This window comes from Pedobacter sp. AC163, assembly GCF_979258665.1.
Genome location: NZ_OZ409872.1, coordinates 5,095,700 through 5,119,134, shown reverse-complemented (window position 1 = coordinate 5,119,134; position 23,435 = coordinate 5,095,700). Strand labels below are relative to the sequence as shown.

At 39.0% G+C, this 23,435-nt stretch carries 13 protein-coding genes; 5 read left to right on the top strand and 8 right to left on the bottom strand.

The features are described 5' to 3' along the window. Window positions 1-88: 88 nt before the first annotated feature. The 3 genes from ACZZZK_RS22230 to ACZZZK_RS22220 form a co-directional block, all read right to left on the bottom strand. On the bottom strand, window positions 89-1,687 hold the full coding sequence (locus ACZZZK_RS22230) for a RagB/SusD family nutrient uptake outer membrane protein (RefSeq protein ID WP_463486049.1): 1,599 nt from the start codon (window positions 1,685-1,687) through the stop codon (window positions 89-91). Window positions 1,688-1,698: 11 nt separating this feature from the next. Continuing rightward, window positions 1,699-4,740 (bottom strand): SusC/RagA family TonB-linked outer membrane protein, encoded by a 3,042-nt coding sequence (locus ACZZZK_RS22225; protein ID WP_265801436.1) that lies wholly within the window; start codon window positions 4,738-4,740, stop codon window positions 1,699-1,701. Between the two features lie 68 nt (window positions 4,741-4,808). Then, window positions 4,809-5,696, bottom strand: a complete 888-nt coding sequence (locus ACZZZK_RS22220) for an inositol oxygenase family protein (protein WP_463486048.1) — start codon at window positions 5,694-5,696, stop codon at window positions 4,809-4,811. A 482-nt stretch (window positions 5,697-6,178) separates the two neighbouring features. Between ACZZZK_RS22220 and ACZZZK_RS22215 the strand changes: the two genes are divergently transcribed. From ACZZZK_RS22215 to ACZZZK_RS22195, 5 genes are all read left to right on the top strand, one after another. Continuing rightward, window positions 6,179-7,186 carry a LacI family DNA-binding transcriptional regulator gene (locus ACZZZK_RS22215; RefSeq protein WP_463486047.1) on the top strand — a complete coding sequence of 336 codons (1,008 nt, stop codon included), beginning with the start codon at window positions 6,179-6,181 and terminating at the stop codon, window positions 7,184-7,186. 120 nt (window positions 7,187-7,306) lie between these two features. Further along, window positions 7,307-8,935, top strand: a complete 1,629-nt coding sequence (locus tag ACZZZK_RS22210; RefSeq protein ID WP_265801441.1) for a sodium/sugar symporter — start codon at window positions 7,307-7,309, stop codon at window positions 8,933-8,935. Window positions 8,936-8,965: 30 nt separating this feature from the next. Then, entirely contained in the window at window positions 8,966-10,381 is a 1,416-nt protein-coding gene (locus tag ACZZZK_RS22205) for a glycoside hydrolase family 28 protein (RefSeq protein ID WP_463486046.1), read from the top strand. Beyond that, complete coding sequence (locus tag ACZZZK_RS22200; protein WP_463486045.1) at window positions 10,368-11,345, top strand: family 43 glycosylhydrolase; 978 nt, start codon at window positions 10,368-10,370, stop codon at window positions 11,343-11,345. The genes ACZZZK_RS22205 and ACZZZK_RS22200 overlap by 14 nt, the downstream gene beginning before the upstream one ends. Before the next feature lie 185 nt (window positions 11,346-11,530). Next, window positions 11,531-11,896: a hypothetical protein gene (locus tag ACZZZK_RS22195; RefSeq protein WP_265801444.1), complete on the top strand. Its 366-nt coding sequence runs from the start codon at window positions 11,531-11,533 to the stop codon at window positions 11,894-11,896. 138 nt (window positions 11,897-12,034) lie between these two features. Here ACZZZK_RS22195 and ACZZZK_RS22190 read toward each other — a convergent pair whose 3' ends face one another. The 5 genes from ACZZZK_RS22190 to ACZZZK_RS22170 form a co-directional block, all read right to left on the bottom strand. Beyond that, window positions 12,035-14,371, bottom strand: a complete 2,337-nt coding sequence (locus tag ACZZZK_RS22190; protein WP_463486044.1) for a glycoside hydrolase family 31 protein — start codon at window positions 14,369-14,371, stop codon at window positions 12,035-12,037. Between the two features lie 89 nt (window positions 14,372-14,460). Continuing rightward, entirely contained in the window at window positions 14,461-17,034 is a 2,574-nt protein-coding gene (locus ACZZZK_RS22185; RefSeq protein WP_463486043.1) for a helix-turn-helix domain-containing protein, read from the bottom strand. Window positions 17,035-17,155: 121 nt separating this feature from the next. Next, window positions 17,156-17,497: an L-rhamnose mutarotase gene (locus tag ACZZZK_RS22180; protein ID WP_463486042.1), complete on the bottom strand. Its 342-nt coding sequence runs from the start codon at window positions 17,495-17,497 to the stop codon at window positions 17,156-17,158. Window positions 17,498-17,552: 55 nt separating this feature from the next. Next, window positions 17,553-19,208 carry an alpha-L-fucosidase gene (locus ACZZZK_RS22175; protein ID WP_463486041.1) on the bottom strand — a complete coding sequence of 552 codons (1,656 nt, stop codon included), beginning with the start codon at window positions 19,206-19,208 and terminating at the stop codon, window positions 17,553-17,555. 56 nt (window positions 19,209-19,264) lie between these two features. Next, window positions 19,265-23,335, bottom strand: coding sequence for a hybrid sensor histidine kinase/response regulator transcription factor (locus ACZZZK_RS22170; RefSeq protein ID WP_463486040.1), 4,071 nt, complete (start codon window positions 23,333-23,335; stop codon window positions 19,265-19,267). Window positions 23,336-23,435: the final 100 nt, after the last annotated feature.

Genomic DNA, 23,435 nt, shown 5'->3' with positions numbered 1-23,435 from the left:
TTGGGTCTTTTAATGAAATGGATAAAATTTTAAAAAAGAAATTTCTCTAAAGATAAGCCTAGAGAAATTTCTTTTCATGTTATCCCAATTAATTGTAACCAGGATTCTGTTTTAATTTCGGGTTTAAGATCATTGCCGAATTAGGAATTGGCATCAGGCGGTGGAAAGTTTGTGCATCGGTTTTGAAACCCCAAGATCCTTCATACTTACCAAAACGAATCATATCGTTGCGGTGCCAGCATTCCCACGAAAGCTCTCTGCAACGCTCTTTGTATATATCTTCCAATGTTACAGAAGTCCACGCTGGTGAAGTGGTTCGCACTGCTCTTAACTGATTTACCAATGATAATGCAGTTTGACCTTGTGTTGGAGTAGCGCCTCTTAATATCGCTTCTGCTTTCATCAACAAAATATCTGACAACCTGAAAATGGGCACATCATTATTTTGATTTCTGTTTGAGGAAGTACTATCGCAATAGAATTTATTGTTGCGGTAACCCATGTTCCAGGCCACTTCATCATTTCCAACGTCGAATGGTCTCGATGCATCTCTCAAGGTTAAATTAGGTGTAATATCGACCTGATAAGTAATTGGAGCGGAAGCATCTGCACCAGTGTAAAACTGGTCGTAACCTTTTTTGGTTGTAGCTACAGTAACCGGGCGGCCATCATAAAAAGTTTGTAAACCTCTGATCCATTGCGCATTTCTTTTATCATTAGGATCGTTGAAGTTTGCATAAAATTCTGGCAAAGTACTCATTGGTGCACTTGGCGTATGTTTAAGACTATATTTCGCCTGCAATGATCTTGGTAAAGAATACCTCGAATAAATCATAAAACCGTTACTATATCCCGGATCGTAAGGGATTGCAAAAATAAATTCTTTTGTTTGAGGTCCGTTATCAATAAAGAACATCTTTCTGAAATCAGATTCTAAACTATAAGGTGATCCTGTTGCCGTTGTAATCAAATCGCACATGGCTACGGCTTCATTATAACGGGCAGTTCCGGTATACACTTCAGAGTTAAGATACATCTTCGCCAAAATCGCATAAGCGGTGTATTTGTTCGGTCTGCCATAATTTGCTGCACCTGTAGCTATGCTTAGGCTTGGTAATATATCTTTTAGTTCTGCCTCTATGAAAGTAAATACTTCTGCTCTCGGTTTGGTTTCTGGAGAAGTTGTTTCGCCGAATGAAGTTACAATAGGGATATTGCCCCACAAGTCCATCATCATAAAAAGGGCTAAAGCTCTTGTTGCACGAAGCTCGGCTATTGAGGTAACTTTCGCAGGTGATTCTGGTGCATCTTTTAGTAAAAACAAGCTCTGGTTTGCTTTACTAATCACACCCGAAAGCCATCCCCAACCACTACTAACATGTCCGTTATCTTTAGTCCAGGTATGTTTATGGTGCATTTCATAAGTTCCGCCATCATACCAGTTACCACCTCTTGCAGGCATAATCGCCTCATCGGTACTTAGCGTTTGCATGAAGAAATAATCGGTACTCCAACCCTGACGAAGCTGTACGTACACCTGGCCAGTAAGCTGAACAAAATGTTGCGCCGTTTGCGGAAATGTTTCTGGGGTTAACTGAGTTTCAACTTTTAAATCCAGTTTATGGCAAGAGCTTAACACACCTAGTGTTAAAGCTGCACCTGCGATATATTTAATAAGACTTTTCATCTTTTTTGATTTTAATTAAATGATACGTTTAAGCCGAACAAGAATGTTCTGGTTTTAGGATAAAAGTTATTGGTATCTACACCCGGAGCAATACCGCCCTGGTTAATCTCCGGATCGATGCCTTTGTAACCAGTGATCACAAAAAGATTGTTAGCAGTAGTATACAACCTCAACGAGTTTACACCTGGGATCAGTCCTTTTTTGAATGTGTAACCCAGCGTGGCATTATCTAGCCTTAAGTAACTACCGTTTTCTAAAAAGCGGCTTGAATATTTGTAGGAGTTAAAATCTGATGCTGATTCGTTTTCTACCTCAACCGGGATATTGGTGAACTGTGCTGTGCTTGGGCGGAACAAATCGGCACGGGTCACGTTCATGATTTTGTTACCCAAAACGGCTCTCATAAAAATACTTAAATCGAAGTTTTTGTAACGAACATTGTTGCTCCAACCGATTAATGCTTTTGGCTGTGCATTTCCTAAAATATAATAGTCAGTTCTATTTAGTAAACCCTGCGTTTTAATATTGCCTGCCGCATCGTAGTATTGCGAAACACCGTTGGCATCTTTCCCTGCATATTTAAAAGTATAGAATGTTCCAATCGCCTGGCCTGGTGCTAAAATCTGTAATGATGCTCCACTTTGACCTGCACCATCAGGAGTTACCGTCAACCTGTTATCGATATTGAAACGAGTATCAGATAAGGTAATAATTTTATTTACGTTTCTGGCAAGATTGATGGCTGTTGTCCAACTGAAATTATCGCTAATTACAGGCGTACCATTTAAAACCACCTCTATACCTTTATTACTCAGTTTGCCCACATTTGCGGTAAGCTGACCAGAAGGATAAAGGTTTTGATCAACATCGAAGGTTAAAATTAAATCAGTAGTTTTTTTGTTATACCAATCTACCGAACCACCTACTCTACCACCGAATAAACCAAAATCTACACCTAAATTTGTGGTTGCTGTTCTTTCCCAGCGTAAATCTTTGTTTTCATTTTGGATGGCGCCATAGGCACCCTCTCTAGGTGAACCATTGTAATAAAACTGACCTACCTGACCATAAATCAATTTGGTTGTTAGTGGCGCAAAACCCAATGAATTCCCGGCAATACCATAACTTCCACGTAATTTCAATGACCTAACTACGTTTTGATTTTTCATGAAATTTTCCTGGTCAAGGTTCCATGCTGCACCAACTGATGGATAGTAACCCCAGGTTTCATTGATACCAAATACGTTAGATCCATCTCTTCTAATCGATCCCTGAAGTAGATATTTATTTTTATAATTATAGTTTACTCTTGCAAAATCAGAGATCAACAGAATTTCCTGATAGGTAACACCAGGGTTAAAATCTACCCTGAAATCGGTTACCGCGTAAGGATTACCTAAACTTAAGTTGTTATAACCCACCTCATTTACAGGAAAATTAGTAGAAGTTGATTGGAAACCATCATTATTTAAAGATTGTTGATAAGAATAACCAACCACCGCATTAATATCATGATCGCCAAACTTTTTGTTCCAGGTAAGATAAGTTTCTATAATCTTATTGGTGTTTTGATAAGCGTTTCTTACTGCCACACCATTCTGACCCACTAAAGAGACGAAAGTTGGGTTTGCTGGCGGATCTGGTGTATTTCTTACGTTGTTATAACGAGAAGTATAAATGCTATTGTAAAACGCACCATACACATTTTGGGTATTTTGATAAGATACGTTTACATCATATGTAAAACCAAAAGGAAGTTTTAAGTTAGCACTCAAGTTCCCTAAAATATTTTTAGTTTTTAGATTTTCTTTTGCATTCTCCAACATCGAAACCGGGTTATAATAACTGGTTTGAACCAAGTTATCAAAATAACTACCGTCGGCATTTCTTACCGGTGCAGTTGGCAAATAAGTAAGCATTTGCGATAATATCGTGTTTCTGTAAGGAACCAGATCTGCATTACTTACAGAGTTGCTTAAGTTGAAAGAGATTTTCAATTTATCATTGAAAGCTTTTTGCTCAACGCCAATACGACCAATAAACCGATCTAATCCGCTGGTTTTAATTATCCCCTGCTGATTGAAATAGTTAACACTTGCATTATAGGTTGTTTTTTCGGTACCACCACTTAATGAAACGTTATGGTTTTGAGACATGGCATCGCTTCTTTGCACTTCATCCTGCCAGTTTGTATTTGCACCTTTATCATTTGCTGGTGTTAAAGCAGAGTTTGTTTTCGCTAAAAAAGCCCGCAACTGGTCTGCATTCATCATATCATAGCGATTGGAAACATTTTCAATTCCAAAATAGCCGTTATATGAAATTTGTGTTTGCCCACTCACGCCTTTTTTAGTGGTCACCATAATTACACCGTTTGCCGCCCGGTTACCATAAATAGCCGCTGCTGCCGCATCTTTTAATACATCAATAGAAGCCACATCATCTGGTGCAATAATTGAAATATCTGCGCCAACTACACCGTCGATAACGAATAAAGGAGATTGAGCGCCTTCACGAAGTGTAGATGCACCTCTCATGATAATCGCGGCGTTACGGTTTGGATCTCCGCTACGGCTAATATTTAGTCCCGGAACTTTACCCTGTAACATCTGGCCAACATCACTAATGGCGCCTTTATTTAAATCTTCGCCTTTTACGGTTGATATTGAACTTGTTAATGCTTTACGGGTGCTTTTACCGTAACCCACAACTACAACATCAGTTAGTGATGCCGTTGCTTCTGAAATGGTTACCTGATAAGTTGAAGCGGCCTCTACCGTTAGTTCCTTGGTTTGATAACCTAAAAAGCTAAAAAGGATTTTGTCGCCAGTTTTTGCAGAAATCGTAAAAGATCCTTCTGCACCTGTTGAGGTAACTTTGCTGGTTCCCTTTACAGAAACCGAAGCCCCTATGATAGGCTGTTTGGTATTATCTATTAAGTTACCGGAGATTTTTCTTTCTGTTTGGGCAAATGCCATATTGAAAGACTGGCCGATAAGTAAGAACAGCAAAAGAAAGCCGCCATACTTTATGCTCGTAAAATTAAATCTCATGATTTTTGTAGATTTAGGTTCATAAATGGTTAGTTAAATTTTTTTAATGTATATGTTTTGTTTTTGTGTTAAAATTTGATGGTTGCCGGTAGGTATTTATTAACAAGCGCCTCGTAATAAGGCTTTAATTCTTCCCAGCTTTTTTGATTAGGGTTCTTAGAATATAAATCATAAGGGTTGAATAATCTTACCCATTTAAACATTTCGTGGTCTTTCTCACTCATTAAATGATCGTAAGCATTTTCTTTATGTTGCGAGTAAAACGAGTGGTAACGCAGCATGTATAATCCTGGTTCAGGGATATATGGTTTCATCATGTGGTAAACATACTCATCGTGCCCCCAAGACATGTGAACGTTATCGAGGCCGCAGTTTTGACTGTAAACACCCAATTTAGTTTGGTACTCTGGATTCTTGAAATCAGGATTCAGTTCAAAAAACTCCGGGTAAACAATTTTATCTGAATAAGCACAACCAACCGGAAATGTATCGCCCACAACTGCCCATTGAGGCTCACCGTAAAGGCAAAGCACTTTTCCCATATCATGGATTAAACCAACAAGCACCATCCAGTCCGGATGGCCATCATTTCTAATGGCTTCTGATGTTTGAAGCAGGTGTTGCATTTGATCTAAATCTGTATCCGGATCAGAATCATCAACTAATTTGTTCAGAAAATCAAAAGCACTCCATACAGGCATTTCTTCCTTATCAAACTTCAAATAATCAGCTTTTTTCTGCTGAACAAAATCATAAGTTTGGTAAGTGTGGTTCAGTTTATAAAACTCTTTTACACCATCTTTTTCGGTTTCGTCGTAGTTTCTAAACTGTTCTTCTTTTTTGTCTGAATTGATATTGGACGGGTCTGGATAACGGATTAATAAATCCTCTTCCCATTGATCAATATTCTTCAATGGATTCTGATCTTCCTTCGAAAATATTTCTTCGTTTCTCATAAGGCTAGAAATAATTTGGTTAAAATATGCTTTGTTTGATGATCTAAAGTTGAGTTTTTGAAACCTTAGATTTTTATGATTTGGGATTTTTATTTACGTAAACGATTAAGTAAATCGTGATATTTTAATATAAATCACTGATTAATAATATCTTGCAATTTTACTCTGTACAGATTGATGCAGCGTTGGGTTTTATTAAGCAACCAAGAATGCTGGCACCTAAATAACTAAAGCAGGTAGGCAAATTGTTATTATAATTCCTTAGTTTAGTAGCAACGAATTTGTTACGTTGCATGCAACTTTCAAATTCGTTTTTGATAACCAGACAATCATCCCTGTAAGTGAGTCGTGGAGAAACAAGGCATATTATCATTGGATACATATCTTCCAATTTTGGTTTGTAAATCCAGCTGAAATGATCATCATTACGAGATGAAAAATGTTTTTGGTTATCCAGATTAACTAACAAAACGAGTAACCAAATGTCGGGAGAGGTAAATATCAAAAGACTTGCGCAGGAGTTAAACCTGTCGATAGCAACTGTCTCAAAAGCACTTAATGATAGCTACGAAATTAGCTTAAAAACAAAAACAAGGGTATTAACACTAGCAAAAGAACTTAACTACACTCCAAACCCTGCGGCCAGTAATCTACGTAGCAACAAAACTAAAACCATTGCGGTAATTATACCGAACATAGCCAACAACTTCTTTTCCCTGGCCATCAAAGGAATAGAAGAAATTGCCAGGCAATATGGTTATCATGTGCTCATCTATCAAACACATGAAGATATTGAGATGGAAATGTTATTTACCAATAGTTTACTTAACGGCCGGGTAGATGGCATTTTGACTTCTGTATCGAGCAACGAATACAATAATGATTATTACCGCGATCTGGTTAAAAAAATTCCGCTGGTTTTTTTCGATCGGGTTTATGAATCTTTAGATGCCTTTAAAATTACCACTGATGATTACCAGATTTCCTTTAATGCCACCGAACATTTAATTGAGTGTGGCTGTACTCAAATTGCCTATTTATACGGTTTGGAAAAACTACCTGCCGGCCGAACGCGATTTGCCGGATATAAAGATGCACTGGCGGCACATGGTATCAGCATTGATGAAAACCTTATTTTACATTATCAGCCGGAAGAAAATGAGAACGTGGCCAACATTATCAACTTGTTCCAATCGCATAAGCCAGATGCAATTTTCTCTTCGATAGAAGAATTTGCAATTCCGGCATACCTTGCTTGTAAGGAATTAAAACTGCAAATTCCAGGGGACGTAAAAATTATCAGCTTTTCTAACCTGAGTTCTGCAAAGTTGCTCAATCCCTCTTTAACAACTATTACCCAACCTGCATTTGAAATAGGTATTGAGGCTGCTAAATGCCTGTTTAAAATCTTAACTAAACGTGGTATTGGAGATGATCAAAATATTGTGCTCAAATCGGTGCTCATCAAAAGAGAATCAACTGGTTGCTAAGAAAAACCTGCTTAAAATCGGTTAAAACCCGAAAACGTTTACGTAATTAAATACCTTCTTTCATCCGCTTTGATTCGGATTTTTTCTGACTTTTAAAAAAACCAAATATATTACAACGCTATGAATCACCTTTCAGCGCTTGACTGTGCCGTTTTCTTTTTGTATTTCGTTATCGTTTCGGCCTACGGTTATTATGTTTATCGATCTAAAAAACAAAAGAAAACAGATACTAAAGACTATTTTCTTGCTGAAGGATCTTTGACATGGTGGGCTATTGGCGCATCCATAATTGCTTCCAATATTTCTGCAGAACATTTTATCGGTATGTCTGGCTCAGGCTTTGCCATGGGACTGGCCATCGCCAGTTACGAATGGATGGCTGCAGCAACGCTCATTATTGTAGCGGTTTTCTTCCTGCCAATTTACCTTAAAAATAAAATTTATACCATGCCACAGTTTTTATCTACCCGGTATAACAATACCGTGAGTACGTTAATGGCTGTCTTTTGGTTGCTGGTTTATGTGTTTGTTAACCTTACCTCTATCTTTTTTTTAGGTGCTATCGCCATAGAAACCATTACAGGAATTCCTTTTAGTACCTGTATCATTTTTCTGGCCATATTCTCTGCATTAATTACCCTTGGGGGGATGAAAGTGATTGGCTATACAGATGTCATCCAAGTTTTTGTTTTGGTTATCGGCGGATTAATCACTTGCTACATGGCACTCAAACTGGTGTCGGAAAAACTGAATGTAGATACCGTTTTAGGTGCGCTGCCGATGTTACGCACCGAGGCAGCTGATCATTTTCACATGATATTTTCAAAGGGCGATAAGTTTTACAACGAACTTCCAGGTGTGGCTGTATTGGTTGGCGGTTTGTGGATTAACAACCTCAATTATTGGGGTTGCAATCAATACATCGTTCAAAGGGCTTTGGGGGCAGATTTAAAAACCGGAAGAAGCGGATTGATTTTCGCGGCCTTTTTAAAGTTGCTGATTCCAGTTATTGTAGTGATTCCGGGTATTGCTGCTTTTGTGCTTTACCAGCGTGGCTATTTTCAGGCAGAAATGTTAGACAGTTCAGGCGTACTCAAACCAGATCATGCCTATCCGGTATTAATGAACTTATTACCTATTGGCGTAAAAGGAATGGCTTTTGCAGCATTAACGGCAGCTATTGTGGCTTCGCTAGCAGGAAAATCAAACAGTATTGCCACCATTTTCACCTTAGATATTTATAAAAAATATATTAATCCTACTGCAAGCGAAACACGGATGGTCGCCGTTGGGCGATGGTCAGTGGTCATCGCATCGGTAATTGCCATTATTGTTGCTCCGGCGTTAAGAAGCTTTGATCAGGTATATCAGTTTATCCAGGAATATGTCGGTTTTATTTCGCCGGGTGTATTTGCCATTTTTTTACTTGGCTTTTTCTGGAAACGAACAACATCAAGGGCAGCACTTTGTGCCGCACTGCTAACCATTCCTCTTTCCATCTTCTTCAAATTCCTGCCCTCAATAAGTCAGGGTTTAATTGATGATATTCCTTTTCTAAATAGAATGTCGTGGGTTTTTGTGACTATTATCGTGGTGATGGTGGTAATCACACTTACCGATCCTAAAAGTAAGAACAATCCGCAGGGCTTAGAGATTGACAAAACGATGTTTAAAGTTACGCCTGCATTTATGGTTGCATCTGTAATTATTGTAGGCATTATGGCCGCCCTTTATACAGTTTTTTGGTAAAAATTAAATAGTACGCTAAATATAATATAGATGAAGTTAAAATTAATTCTAGCAATCTTCCTTCTTTCGGGCTTTTTTGCCAATGCGCAATCAAAATTTAATATTAAAACCTATGGTGCGGTTGGCAACGGCAAAACCAATGATGCAGTGGCGATTCAGAAAGCTATCAATGCGTGTTCAAAAGCTGGCGGTGGCCAGGTAGTTGTTCCCGCCGGGCATGTTTATCTTTCGGGGCCCTTCAACTTAAAATCATTTGTAGAGTTAAGAGTAGAAGGTGGAGCCAAAATTTTAGCAAGTCCGGATGAAAAACTTTATACGGAAAGTGCCTTTGGCGATAACAGAGGTGAAGGAACCGTATGGATTGGTGGAAAAGATTTGCAGCAGGTAAGCATTACGGGTAGCGGTGAAATTGACGGAAATGGCATTTCATTTATGGGAGAAGAACTAGACGATTCTTATGTGCTTAAACCTTTTAATGTTGTAGATCCGCGGCCACATTTACTCACTTTAATTGGTTGTAAAAAATTAAATATCGACGGCGTTACTTTTAAAAACTCTGCTTATTGGACCGTTCATTTAATAGGTTGTGATGATGTTGCGATTTCAAATATCACGTTGCTCAATAGTATCAAAATTAGAAATAGTGATGGTATCGATATCGATCATAGTAAAAACGTAAGGATTAACAATTGTTATATCGAATCGGGAGATGATTGTATATGCTTAAAAAACAGACGTGAATTTGAAAAATATGGTCCATGCGAAAATATTGTTATTAGCAATTGTACCATGACTTCCAGCTCTTGCGCCATTAAAATCGGCTCCGAAAATATGGACCGCATTAGCAAAGTGCTGATCAACAACTGTAATATTGTTAATAGTAATCGAGGCATAGGCATTCAAAACAGAGATGAAGGAACGGTAAGTGATGTAATCTTTTCAAATCTGGTTATCGAATCCAAATTATTCTCAGATGTATGGTGGGGCAAAGCCGAGCCTATTTACATTACCGCATACCCACGAGCAACAAGCAATAACAAAGATGCGGGCTGGCGGTTACCGAAAGGTGAAACAAAAGGCCGTGTGGGTGCTGTAACAAATATTTATTTCTCCAATATTAGATGCACTGGAGAAGGTGGGGTTTACATTAGCGGCGAAAATCCTGAGAAGATTTCGAACATTTATTTTGATCAGGTAACTGTTGCAATGGAGAAAACAACTAAGCAGCCTGGCGGAGTTTATGACCGCAGGCCGAGCAATGTAGAGGGGATGGTAAAAAGTGATATTGCTGGTTTTTATTTCGAAAATACAGGCTACATCAGTTTACAAAACAGCGAAGTAATTTGGGGTAAAGCCAAACCTTCTTATGCAGGTAAAGCATTGGAAACAAAGAATGTAACTAAAATTAAATCAGTTAATTTTACAGAAAGAGATGCGGATAAATAGAAACAACAAAAATATTGGCAGTTTTTCAGCATTGCTGATGCTGATGCTTATTTCGCTATCATCGATGGCGCAGCAGGTAAGTAATCCTATTATCCCCGGGTATTTTGCCGATCCAACAGTTATAAAGCAAAATGGCACCTACTATATTTATGCCACTATTGATCCATGGGGCGGAGATGAACTGGCTGTTTTTGAAACGAAAGACTTTGTTAACTTCACACGCCACCATTTAAATTGGCCAACCAAAAAAGCCTGTAACAGCCCAACCTCCAATAATTCGATGGTTTGGGCGCCTTCTGTTGTAAGAGGTAAAGATAAGAAGTTTTACATGTACGTATCTGTCGGGAGCGAGGTTTGGGCTGGAGTAAGTGATCAGCCTTTGGGGCCGTGGAAAAACCTTAAAAAAGATAACACGCCGCTAATTGCTGCGAAGGATTTTCCTGCCGTTCATAACATTGATGCTGATTGTTTTATTGACGATAACGGCGATGCTTTTCTCTACTGGGGTTCAGGATTTAACTGGATTAATGGAAAATGCATGGCTGTAAAGTTAAAGCCAGATATGTTCAGTTTTGCAAATAAGCCAGTGGAGGTAACACCACCCGGTTATTTCGAAGCACCACACCTGATTAAAAGAAATAACGAATACTTGCTGATGTTTTCTGAAGGAAAAGCAATTGATGAAACCTATCGAATAGGATATGCAGTAGGCAAAACGCCCTTTGGTCCTTTCCAAAAGGGAAAAAATAGTCCAATTCTTTCAACTATACCTGGTACAGCAACAATAGGCCCCGGTCATCATACGGTAGTCACTTTAGGAAAACAGGATTACGTTTTATACCATCGCATTGTTCCGCAAAAGGAAAAGTATGTGCTTAGGGAACTTTGTTTGGATAGCCTTAAATACGACAATAAAAACCAACTCATGAAGGTTGTTCCGGTGAAAACGAAGCATATTAATTGAGCTAAGCAAATGCGGTTTTTTACGTAAACGTTTACGCAAATAAAGTAGCTCAGATTTAGTAAACCGACGTCTTTTTTTTACAATTTACAATAGACATCAAGCCAGCCATAATTTAAATTTAATTGTGCTTAATATGCTTTAAGGGTACTTTTTAAATATGGAAACATGCTTACTGTAAACGTTAAATGGGAAAGAAGGTTAATATACTTTTTGATTCGACCAATGATGGAATACTAGATTTCCAGCTGACTTACCATGTAACAGCGTCTCGCCGGAAATGGAAAGTTGACTGTTCGATAGTCTTATTATCTGATCAGAATTTTGAATGGTTGGAAAATGATTCTTTTGCTTTCAATGTTCAATCATTATTGATTGAAAACACCCTTGTAATCAGCTTTGGGAAATTGCAACCGCAAATTAATGCAGAGTATTACAAGCTGATGAATATTATTGCAAACTACGTTCAACTTATTGACTGTGACATTAATTGGGTCCCAGACCAGGAACTGATCATCGGCCCGCAACCGGAACAACTGGTAGACAATTATTAGCGCAGTGTTACTTCTTATTATCAAGAAAATTCACAAGAGTCAGAGCAAATAGATCAAAAATTAAGGGTTAGCAACATTCTGAATTGCTAACCCTTCAAATTACTTTTATTTGTGCAGTCGAGATTGGCTAGCCTCGAATTAAAGCTTCATATTAATCAACTTTCCATTGTAGGTAATCGACTTCGAACGCCCAGCCGATTTACCATCAGCAATTAATACCACATTAAATTTCCTGGCACCTAACATCCCTTTGAAACTACCGGTTCTATCGCCTACACTTAATGTTTTTTCTTGATTATTCCATTTAAATGTGATGGTAGAGAACTTTCCTTTTTCATAATTATAGTTATCATTTTCATCTTCGTACAATACAAATTCACCGTCGGCCCCACCATAAACACGAACAGTTAAATTATCCCATTTTTTTTCTGTTGAATATTGAACATCCGGTCCGATTGGAATAATTGATCCAGCCTTAACATAAAGTGGAACGATGTTTATTGGCGCATCAGTGTTTACCTCTCTCCCACCGTTGTAATATTGGTTGGTCCAGAAATTATACCAACCGCTTCCCTCTGGCAAATATACAGGCCATTTTTTAGCCTGATATTTCGTTACCGGAGCAACCAAAATCGATCGGCCAAACAAATATTGATGACCGATTTCATGTGTTTTTTTATCGGCAGCAAAATCCATCACCAGCGGACGCATAAAGGTTCCATCATTTTTACTAACATCCCACGAGGTGCTATAAATATAAGGTAACAAGCTGTAACGGAGCTTGATAAACTTTTCCTGTGCATCAAAACACCAGGTACCGCGGTCGCCAAAATTCCAGATTTCTCTTGGCAAGTCTGTTCCATGAGAACGCATCATGGGACTAAAAGTTCCAAACTGCATCCAACGAACGTAAAGTTCCTGAAATTCGGGATTTTTATTTCCACCTCCATTACGCCAGCGACCAGCAAAAAAGCCACCTATATCGCTGTTCCAGTTCGGAATGCCCATAAGCGTATAATTCAAAGCCGCAGGAATTTGTTTTTCGAGCATATCCCAGGTAGAACTTACGTCGCCACTCCAGGTATTAGAACCATACAACTGCTGACCAATAAAGCCAGATCTGGTGAGAATGACGCCTCTTTTCTGGCTGTTCGTTTCCCGCTGGTGGGTTGCGATGCCTTTATTATGCATCAGGCTGAAACCATTTTTTACACTTCGGTAACTGCCAAGGTAAGTGGGCAAATCGAAATCAGATTCTTTTTTATTGATGTGATCCGGCTCTGTAGAATCCAGCCACCAACCATCGTTTCCGATATAGCTAAAAATACCTTTATCCAGATATTTCCAATAAATATCTAATGCCTTAGGATTGAAAACATCATAAGGCCTCGCCCCACTGTTTGGTGGCCAGGTATCAAAATTAATGATCATCTTTTTACTATCGAACTCTTTGCGCTGATCCGTTTTTGGACCAAAGCCAGGCCACGTAACAATAAGCAGTTTAGCATTTAACTGATGAATCTGATCCACCCACTTTTTTGGATCTGGAAAGCGTTCTTTATCAAAACTTTGAGAGTTCCATGCACTATCACTTTTATTATATTCGGGCCAGTAACGCCAGTCTTGGATTACCACATCAAGCGGAACTTTTAAATCGCGATACTTTTTTAACACATTTAAACTTTCATCCTGACTGTTATATCGCTCCTTACTCTGAAAAAAACCATATGCCCACAATGGAAGCATGGGAGCTTTCCCCGTTAAAGTTCGCACTTTTGAAATTACGCCATCGGCATTTTTACCGTACATAAAATAGTAATCTGAGCAATGACCTAAACCTTCAAAAGAAAGTTCCTGAGGATTATCATTAAATTCTGAAATGGAATAGTTATCCCAAAAAACGCCATAACCCTTTACCGAATGAAAAAACGGCGAATAGGTTGACATATTTTCATTTTGCATGTGATGAGCAGAATTGCGGCGGTTAAATTTGTTATCCAAAACTTGTCCTACGCCATAAATAGCCTCATCTTTATCCAGCAAAAAACCGTTTCGAACTTTAAACGATGGTGTACCAGCATCATCTACGGGAGAAAATTGTGTTCCATAATCTTTATCATTCAACAATTTATTTCCCGAACGATCTGAAAAATAAATACCACCTGTTTCTACGTTTACTTCAACCTGAATTGAATCGCTTTTCAGCAGTGTATTTTTTCCGATCTGAGAAAATTCAATCGGCGTTTTCACCACTTTACCAACCACAGAGAGGCTCTTTTTGTCGTATGGTTTTCCGCCAGGCGTTTTAAACACATGCACAATGCTCGGCGAATAAAATTCAATTTTAATATCCATCCCCTGAGTGGAAAAGGAAATTCCCTGCGGAAGTTTTTGAACTGACTGTGCGTTTATATCTCCCGAAAAAGTCAGCATTAGCGCTGCCGTTATAAAATAAAGCCTTTGATAAATTCTCATATTATAGGTTTATATTTGGTATTTGATGACAGCAAAAATAGATTCAACAACCTCAATAGAGACAACACCAATGTTGAATTTTTTGGTATTTAGGTTGATTTTTTCGCGTTTTGAGCATATTCAGAAGGTTTACAGCCATAACGTTCCTGAAAGCATTTGCTCAAATAGCTCGAACTGCTAAAGCCTACACGATCGGCAATTTCAGAAATATTAAGGGTTCCTTCAAGAAGTAATTCTGCAGCTTTTTCCAACCTGATGTTGCGGATAAATAACGAGGGAGATTTATCAAGTAAAGTAATCAATTTGCGATACAACCCGGTACGGTCCATATTCAAATCGCTGCTAAGCTGCTCAACAGAATAGTCGCTTACATTTAAATTATTCTCGACCAGCAACATTGCTTTCTTTAAAAACGTAGCTTCCATCGGGTTCATGTTTTCCGTAGACTGAGGAATTTCTGTTCTTGGCGGGGAAGAAGGATTTGCAAATTCGAGTTTCCCACTTAATAAATTTTGCTGATCAATTAAGCTCCTGATTCTGAGCAGGAGAAGATCTTCCCTCCGATTTCGTTCTGCATTTTTTCTGGCGTTACGCAAATAAAACCTAATGCTAAGCCAAATGGCTACAACCATTAAACCAAAATAGCAAAAATATGCCACCGTAGTTCGCCACCATGGAGGATTAATGGTTAGGTTGATTGTAGTGATTTCTCCTGGCCATTCCAAATTGGTAGTAGAAGCCATTACCTGAAGTTCATATTTTCCTGGCGGAAGATTGGTGTAAGCTATTGTGAGCACTCCATCCCTGCCAGAAAAATCGTTTCCCTGTGCACTTCGGTTTTCTCTCCACTCCTGGTCTATACCAATCAGTTTGTAACGATAGTAAGTTTGGGCAGGATTTTGATAGTTAAGTGCCGAAAAACGGAAGGTGATAAAATTTTGGTCGTATAGTAAAACTAAGCCGCTAGTATAAGGCACCGTTTTGTCCAAGATATTATTATCCCCTTCAACATCTATCTTCTTTCCATGCACCAAAAAATCAGTAAAAACCGGTTTAAATGGTAATTTATCATTTTGTGAAATATTTTGGTTTAAAACCGAAAAGCCATTTACGCCACCAAAGTAAAGTGTTCCATTTTTGCTTTCAAATACAGCATTTCGCAAGTATTCGCCTTCCAAGGCACCTGTCGAAGCATCGTAGTTGATAAATGTGATATCCTTTGCAGCTTTACTAAGTTGCACCCGGTTAATTCCATAACTAGTGGCAATCCAAATATTTTTACGGCTATCTTCAAAAATCGATTGTATGAAGTTGTTGGAGAGCCCGTTTTGAGTATAGAAAAATTGTTCCTTACCAGTAACAGGATTTAATACACTCAAACCATCTGTGGTGCCCGTCCAAATCCAACCCTTACTATCTTTAACTTTGGCTGTTTGGTTGCCAGGCAAGTTTAATACCTCCGTTTTCAAACCTTTAAGTACTCCAGAAGGAATTAACTTTGGGGGCAGAGGTCGTAGCGAATCTTCGTTTCCAACTCCGGGCTTGTACAAATATACTCCAGCCTGCGTTTTAACATAGATGTTACTGAGATCATCTTCGGCAAATGACTGAACCATCACCTCTTTAAAAGTACTACCCGGAAACGAAGATTTTTTTACGGTGTTAAATAAATACCGATGCGGATGATGGTATAATAATCCTTGATTAGCAGTTCCGAGCCATAAACCACCTTGTTTATCGTATAATAGCGTACTTATTTCTGTATTGAGTTTAGTTCCATCTGCCTGCTCAATAACTGGAATATACCAGCTTTTATTATGCTTTACATCCACAATCCAAATTCCATTCGCACAGCTGATGGTTGCTTTTCCATCCCCATCTACCACCAGAGTATTGAGGTGATATGGCGTTTCCAATACTTTTTTCCAATCGCGTTTACAGGTATCAAAAAAGAAGCAGCCACCATTACTCCCATTCCGAAGTTGATAAAATCCATTTTTCGCCTTCACCACAAGTGATGTACTTTGAAATTTTGACTGTTGAGCAGCAGGATATGCAGCCAGTTTAAATTGCTGGCGCCTTGCTTTCAAATTGTAGCAAATTACTTCGCCGGTGCTGTAAAAAAGAAATAAATCGTCTCTTTCATTACTCACATCTTGCAGTAGCCCAACATTATGATCTAGATCTATTGAATATTGATGATTTTTCGACTGTAACTTTTGGTTGTTAAGAAGCCACATTCTACTATCTGAATCTAGAAAAAAATCATCAATTGCGCCATTAAAGCCAGCAGTTTCGAAATAGCGGTTAAGGTTTGATTGGTATTTTCCTTCATACAAATCAACCCGCATTAATTTATGATGATCTTTTATCCAGAGAATGGAATCCCCACTCTGGTAAATCCGATAGAAACCATCGTAACTTTTTAACGCATAGCCTTGCTTACTTTTATCATGAATATAGGTAAAACGCGAACCATCAAAAATATTGAGGTTCCCACTGGTTTTAAAAACCATTCGGCCGTCTGGAAGCTGGATGATGTACCGTATTTGGTTATCACTTAGTCCCTGCGAAACGGTTAAAGGTGAAAAAACGAAATCCTGAGCAAATAGCTTTGGCATTAAATTCAGCAGCAATATAATGGTCAGTAAAATCGGCTTCATTTATAGGATTTAAGTTTTGTTGCCTTTAAAGATTTCGTTTTAAATGCTGAAATTAAGTCGCAGCTATCAGTGAATAGGTTTAGCAATTATGCAAACATCAATGCGGTTTTCGTTTGCAGTATTATTTATTTGGATTTAACTCAAAAACCTGTTTCATTAATTGCCATTTTTCTCCTGGCGCCGACCCGGGCAAAGGCTGTTGAAATTTCCACATCAAAGCTTCCCATTCCAATACTTTCTCATTTGCTTCGTCCATCATCTTCTTATTTTCAAACGTAAAGTCATCTGTTGTTTCCATCACCATAAATAAACGGTTCGAAATGCGATAGATTTCCATTGAGGTAATGCCAGAATCTACTATACTTTTGGTGATTTCCGGCCAGCCATTTTTGTGGTATTCCTCATATTCACTGATCAGTTTTTCATCGTTTACCAGATCAAGCGCAAGTGCATATTTTTTCATAGCTATAAATCGTGATGTTGTCAATAACCCAATGGTTATCTGCCTCTTGGCTTAATTAAACAATTTTCAAAGCAAAGGTGTAAGCAAGTTTAGGTTTATAATCATTGATGTCGATCTCCAGATAATTTTCATTCTGTTTAAAAGAAAGCTTTTGCACCGTACCTAATAAGCCAATGCTGCTAATCGCTTTTTCCAAATAACTGCTTCCTTGTCTCATCGATTTTATCTGTACGATACCATTTTCTGGCCAGGCCATCACCACGGCATAAATTGCATCTCCCTTGGTGGTGAAGCGAATATCTTCCGATGTAAAAGGCTTACTTTTACCTTCATTAAAACCCTGATCTTTTAAAGCCTGATTATTTTCAGTTGAAGGTCCCTCACCAAAAACTTTCCATGGCCGGGTATCATAAATCGCATCACTATTGGCCTGCATCCATTCTCCAACCTCTTCTACAATGGCACGTTCCAATTCATCAATACTGCCGTTGCCACGCACAGGGATGCTCAGCAGAAAATTACCGTTTTTACTTACCACATCGGCCATAATCTGCACTACGGTTTTTGCACTTTTATAGCTTTTTTTATTGTAAATGGTTCTGTCGTAATGCCAGGAACCGATGCAAGTATCGGCCTGCCATGGCAAAGGTTCAATTTCATTGCTATGGCCGCGTTCAATATCCCAAACCATACATTTACGCTGCTGTTTATCCAGTATCTTCCCGAAAATGACCGCTTCAAGTTTGTTATTTTTCTGAATACTTTTATTATACATGTAAGACGCTAAACGCAATCCGACGTCGCTCACTGGCCAGAGTGGTAAGGCAGTATCATCGAAATAAATAAGATCAGGACCATAGTTATCAATCAGTTCTACGGTACGATTGTAAAACTTTTCGCAGTAGGCTTTGGAAGGGATAGCGGCTCCGTTACCCCAATCCCACTGTTTGCCAGAAGCATCGTTATCCTGACTATCTTCGCTAAGCGGATGATTTTGAGCATACAAATCCTGTGGATTGAGACCATCCCACCATTTCCCTTTTCCATCGGCAGCTGTTAGCTTTCCATCATAAGGAACGCCCGCTAAATCACCTTTCAAATCAGCACGCTGGGCAGTTTCTAGCCAGGTCCAGGCATGTGCTGCATGAACGCTCACGCCGAAATACATTCCATTTGCCCGGGCTGCTTTTTCCCAACCTTTTATAATATCCTTCTTTGGGCCAATTTGGGTGGCGTTCCATTTTTTCTGATAAGTACTTTTATACAGATCAAAATTATCGTGGTGATTGGCGAGCGCCATAAAATATTTTGCTCCTGCTTTTTTATACAAGCTTAGCAGCTCCTCCGGATTCCATTGGTCGGCTTTCCATTCATTGATTACGTCTTTAAAACCAAATTTAGAAGGATGTCCATATTTTTCAAGGTGGTATTTATACTTCTTGCTCCCCTCCATATACATTTCCCGGGCATACCAATCTCCATACTCAGGTTCGCATTGCGGACCCCAATGTGCCCAGATTCCAAACTTTGCATTGCGGAACCAATCTGGTGTTTTGTAGGCAGAAAGTGATTCCCAGGTCGGCTTGAACGGACCCGGCAGGTATCCTATTCCTGGTGCATTGAAAATGTTTTGGGCTGCATTCAGATTTTTTCCCAATGCTAAAGCCGGCACTCCAATGGCAAGCTGCTTAATTAAATCTCGTCTATTCATTGTGATTTATAGGTTTAGGATAATATTTGATTAGCGTCTTCGATATTATTCCTTGTTTACACTTTATTTTTTTGATACTCTGAAGGAAGCTGACCGAACTCCTCTTTGAAACACTGCCTGAAATAAATGGAACTGTTTATTCCCACCATGAACGATACTTCGTTGATGTTGTATTTCCCCGAATCAAGCAATTGAGCTGCCTTTTGCATTCTCACTTTTCTTACCAGCTGATTAATGTTTTTCCCCGTTAGCGCTTTCAATTTCCGGTATAAAGTAGATTGGCTCATATTCATATTTTCGGCCAATGTAGCAGCGTCCAAAACTTCCTGGTGCATTAATTTTTCTACTAAATTTGCAAACTCCTTAACAAAATCGTTTTCACGCCAGGGGTCGGCTTCCACTTCAGCAGCTATAACTTCTGTACTTTTTATTTGATTAGATAACTGAGACAGCACTTCGTCATATAAACTTTTCCTTTTGGAAAGCAAATTATCTATCCTTCCATAAAGCAATTGTGTGCTAATCGGTTTGGTGAGATAGGAATCCAAACCCAGCTCGTAGCCACGGTGTTTATCCGTTTCAGAACTTTTCGCAGTGAGTAAAATTGTTGGAATATGGCTGGTTTCGCGTTCCAGTTTCAAAGCCTTTAGCATGGCAAACCCGTCCATTTCAGGCATCATTAAATCGCTTACAATGATATCCGGAACATTGCTTTTTGCTAGTTGAAAGCCTTGCTCACCATTCTCTGCAGTAATCACATTGTATTTTGATGCTAACAAAGTGGATAAATAAGCCCGCAAATCAACATCGTCTTCTACCAGCAAAACCATTGGCAACGATTCTACCTGTGGTGTCTTTTGTTTATCAAGCACTGCATCGTGTTCGGATAGATAAGGAATTTGGGGCGATAACGGATTAGCCAATAATCTGACACAGAATTCGCTTCCCCAATCCAATTCACTTTTTACACTCACCTGCCCGTGATGGATAGCGGCCAATTGTTTCACCAGTGATAAACCGACACCAGCGCCATCGCCTGTATTTTGAGGAACCTGATAAAACTTTTCAAATATTTTTTCCAGATGTGCTGACGCTATTCCACAACCTGTATCTTTCACTTTTATAACTGCCCAGTTTCCCTGGCTATTTTGTTCATAAGCTAAAGAAACCATTACGCTGCCAGCCTTTGTGTGTTTGCAAGCGTTTGATAAGAGATTGTCGACAATGAGTTGTACAATTTCTCGATCGAACATGGTTTCAAAATCTTCAGTGTTGGCCGTTAAACTGATGTTGATATTTTTGCTTTGACTAGCCTCAACATATTTTTGAACAATGTCTTCTAAAAGTTGCCTTAAAAATCCAGGCTGCAAAGCAAGTGGTTTATGCTGAGATTCAACTTTTCTAAATTCCAACAGTTGATTAACCATCGAAAAAAGCCTGGTGGCACTTTTTTGAACAATTGAAAGCCGTTCCCGGTGTTTAGTCGACAGTTGGTTTTCATGCAAAAGATCTTCCAGCGGACCCAAAATCAATGTTAGCGGTGTACGTAGTTCATGCGTAATATTGGTGTAGAAATTCATCCTTTCGGTATGCAAATTTCCTTCTTGTTCCAGTTGCTGCTTCTTTAAACTGAGTTGCGCTTCTGCATTTATTCGTTTAATGTAAAAGAAAAAGAATGCAATTACGGTGGCCAAAACCACAACGATATAAAATGCAATGGCCAATATGCTTAGGTAAAAAGGCGGCTTAATCGTGATATGGAGACTTTCATAATCTTCAGACCACTGCTCATTTTTTTGTCTGGTTCTAATTTTAAGTTCGTAGCTGCCGTAGGGAATACTGCGGAAATCTATATTTTTTTCATCACCGAGAGAAATCCATTTGTTATCAAAGCCCTGCAACTTATAACTGAATTCCAGAAGATCATTCATGGCATAATCCATCACAGCCAGTTCTATGCGGAAGCTGTTTTCGCCGTGCTTGAGATGAATTCTCTTTTCAGCGTCTGGAAATTTTTCAGTTTGTGCCCTGCGTTCATCCGTGTTGAAAACCATCAGTCGGCTGATGTTAATTGGTGATGAAGGAAGTTTTAACGGGATGTTTACCGGATCAAAATAACAAGCGCCACTGGGCATTCCGAAAAAGAGTCGTCCGTTTTTATCTTTGGATACGCTGTTGTTTATGAAGCCGCCGAGTGGCAATCCAAAGGCCTGATCGTAGCTTAAAAGCCTTTTTTGAGCCGGAAGGTAACGGATTAACCCCAATTTAGTTGCACACCAAATATTTCCTTTCGGGCTTTCCGTGATGGAATTGATCGTTAGCCAGGCATCTCCGAGATGAAGTGGAAGAGTTTCAATTTTCCCCAGCTGATTGCCCGATGATTGATAAGACAAACCTTCATTTGTCGCAATCCAAATCGTATTTTCCGAATCGCGATACACATGGTTAATGGTATTACTGACCAATCCTTCCGCTTTGCTGACGCGTTTGATTAATTTCCAGTTTCGATCGTAAATATAAATTCCCTGCCCGTAAGTGCCCACCCACATATTACCAAGATGGTCTTCTACCAAAGTTCGTGGAGAAAAATCGCCCATCATCGGCGTGGTGATGGTGATTTTCCGCAGCGTGTCTATCCCCTGATCAAGAATAAATAGGCCTTCCTGAGCGGCAAAACAAATATTTTTTCGGCTATCTTGCATAATTGCCCTAACTTCCGACATGCGTTTTCCGCCATCAATTTTCTTCCAGCTATTGCTAGCTGGTTGATAACAGGAAACGCCTCCCTTTTGTAAGCCAAACCATTTATTGCCGCTTTCATCTTCAAAACCCGACAAAAGGAAATCATCTCCCAGCAAGCTATTATTGGCATTAATGTGATCAACACGGCCACTATTGTCTATCTCTAGGATACCTTCACCGGTGGTAGCCAGCAGGGTTTTGTTTTGCTGATCGTTAATGACGGCTGTAACGGTAGCCGTTTTATTTCTTTCGCTAGAAAATTCTTGCTGTGGAAGAATAGAAAAAAACGGTTTTAAGTGAGAGGAAAATGCCAAACCACCACTATAAATGGCTAACCAAACATTCCCAAACTGATCCTGATCGATGTTTTGGACGGAGGTATTGCTTCCATGAGTAAGCGCCAACGGCAGCGACACGCTGTAAGAAACTTCGTCATTATTGATATTGAAATTGGGCGTTAAAGCAAATAACTGAGAAGACTCTGCCCCCACCCAAATTTGATGGTGCACCTCTTTGATGGAAAAGATAAACGGTTCATTACGTTTAATCGACTTACTACTGAGTTTAACTTGATTCAGTTTTTTTGAAACCGGGTTATAAATAGCGAGCCCTTTTCTCGTGCCAATCCAGATGTTATTTTTGCTATCACAAAAGAGCGATTTCACTTCATTATCTGGTAGAATTCCACCCGTAGTTTTTACATCCAGCAGTTGAAGTTCTTTGGTTACCGGATTTAATATCGAAACCCCTTTATTTACATGGCCAATATACAAGAGACCGTTTTTATCTTCAGCAAGCGACCATACACTATTCTCTGGCATTGCAGGAACACTCTTTTGATTAAAGTGAAGGAACTTTTTTGAAGCCGTATTAAATTGTTGAACCCCCTGGTGAAATGTAGCTAACCAAAGTTTTCCATTTTTACTTTTGATGATATCAGTAATGTCGTTCGTCGAAATTGAACTTTCATCCTTGGGGTGATGTACAAAATAGGAAAAGGTGTTCGTTTTTAAATCCAGTACGTTTAAACCATCAGATCGGGTGCCGATATAAAGCTTTTGGTTATCGTACAAAAGCGTATTTATTTCACTGCTATTTACCGATTTACCATCCGGCTTTTCCGCTTTGTAAAAGTGTTTAAAAGAATTGCTCGAAAAACGATTCAGCCCTAGTTCAGTTGCTACCCAAATAAATCCATCGTGATCATGAACGACATCTAAAACCTGCTGATTTGATAATCCATCTTGTAAAGAAAGGTATTTCGTTTTTCCTTCCTGAGCAAACGAGGGAGCGGACACGTAAAATAGCAACACCAAAATAAGACCACTCAAAAAGCCACAATCTTTCAGTCTGTTAATAAAACTTTTGTGGATTTTCTTATTCATAGCTTTTGTGTTGAGACTATTCTGTTTCCACGCGAAAAACTGGAAAAATAGTATCAGCGATATATTTGGTCTTTTCAAATATAGCAATAACCGTTAAAAT

What these genes read in the sequence shown, in the direction of transcription:
- ACZZZK_RS22230 (WP_463486049.1), bottom strand. Translation starts at nt 1,687, where the DNA reads ATGAAAAGTCTTATTAAATATATCGCAGGTGCAGCTTTAACACTAGGT.
- ACZZZK_RS22225 (WP_265801436.1), bottom strand. Translation starts at nt 4,740, where the DNA reads ATGAGATTTAATTTTACGAGCATAAAGTATGGCGGCTTTCTTTTGCTG.
- ACZZZK_RS22220 (WP_463486048.1), bottom strand. Translation starts at nt 5,696, where the DNA reads ATGAGAAACGAAGAAATATTTTCGAAGGAAGATCAGAATCCATTGAAG.
- ACZZZK_RS22215 (WP_463486047.1), top strand. Translation starts at nt 6,179, where the DNA reads ATGTCGGGAGAGGTAAATATCAAAAGACTTGCGCAGGAGTTAAACCTG.
- ACZZZK_RS22210 (WP_265801441.1), top strand. Translation starts at nt 7,307, where the DNA reads ATGAATCACCTTTCAGCGCTTGACTGTGCCGTTTTCTTTTTGTATTTC.
- ACZZZK_RS22205 (WP_463486046.1), top strand. Translation starts at nt 8,966, where the DNA reads ATGAAGTTAAAATTAATTCTAGCAATCTTCCTTCTTTCGGGCTTTTTT.
- ACZZZK_RS22200 (WP_463486045.1), top strand. Translation starts at nt 10,368, where the DNA reads ATGCGGATAAATAGAAACAACAAAAATATTGGCAGTTTTTCAGCATTG.
- ACZZZK_RS22195 (WP_265801444.1), top strand. Translation starts at nt 11,531, where the DNA reads ATGGGAAAGAAGGTTAATATACTTTTTGATTCGACCAATGATGGAATA.
- ACZZZK_RS22190 (WP_463486044.1), bottom strand. Translation starts at nt 14,371, where the DNA reads ATGAGAATTTATCAAAGGCTTTATTTTATAACGGCAGCGCTAATGCTG.
- ACZZZK_RS22185 (WP_463486043.1), bottom strand. Translation starts at nt 17,034, where the DNA reads ATGAAGCCGATTTTACTGACCATTATATTGCTGCTGAATTTAATGCCA.
- ACZZZK_RS22180 (WP_463486042.1), bottom strand. Translation starts at nt 17,497, where the DNA reads ATGAAAAAATATGCACTTGCGCTTGATCTGGTAAACGATGAAAAACTG.
- ACZZZK_RS22175 (WP_463486041.1), bottom strand. Translation starts at nt 19,208, where the DNA reads ATGAATAGACGAGATTTAATTAAGCAGCTTGCCATTGGAGTGCCGGCT.
- ACZZZK_RS22170 (WP_463486040.1), bottom strand. Translation starts at nt 23,335, where the DNA reads ATGAATAAGAAAATCCACAAAAGTTTTATTAACAGACTGAAAGATTGT.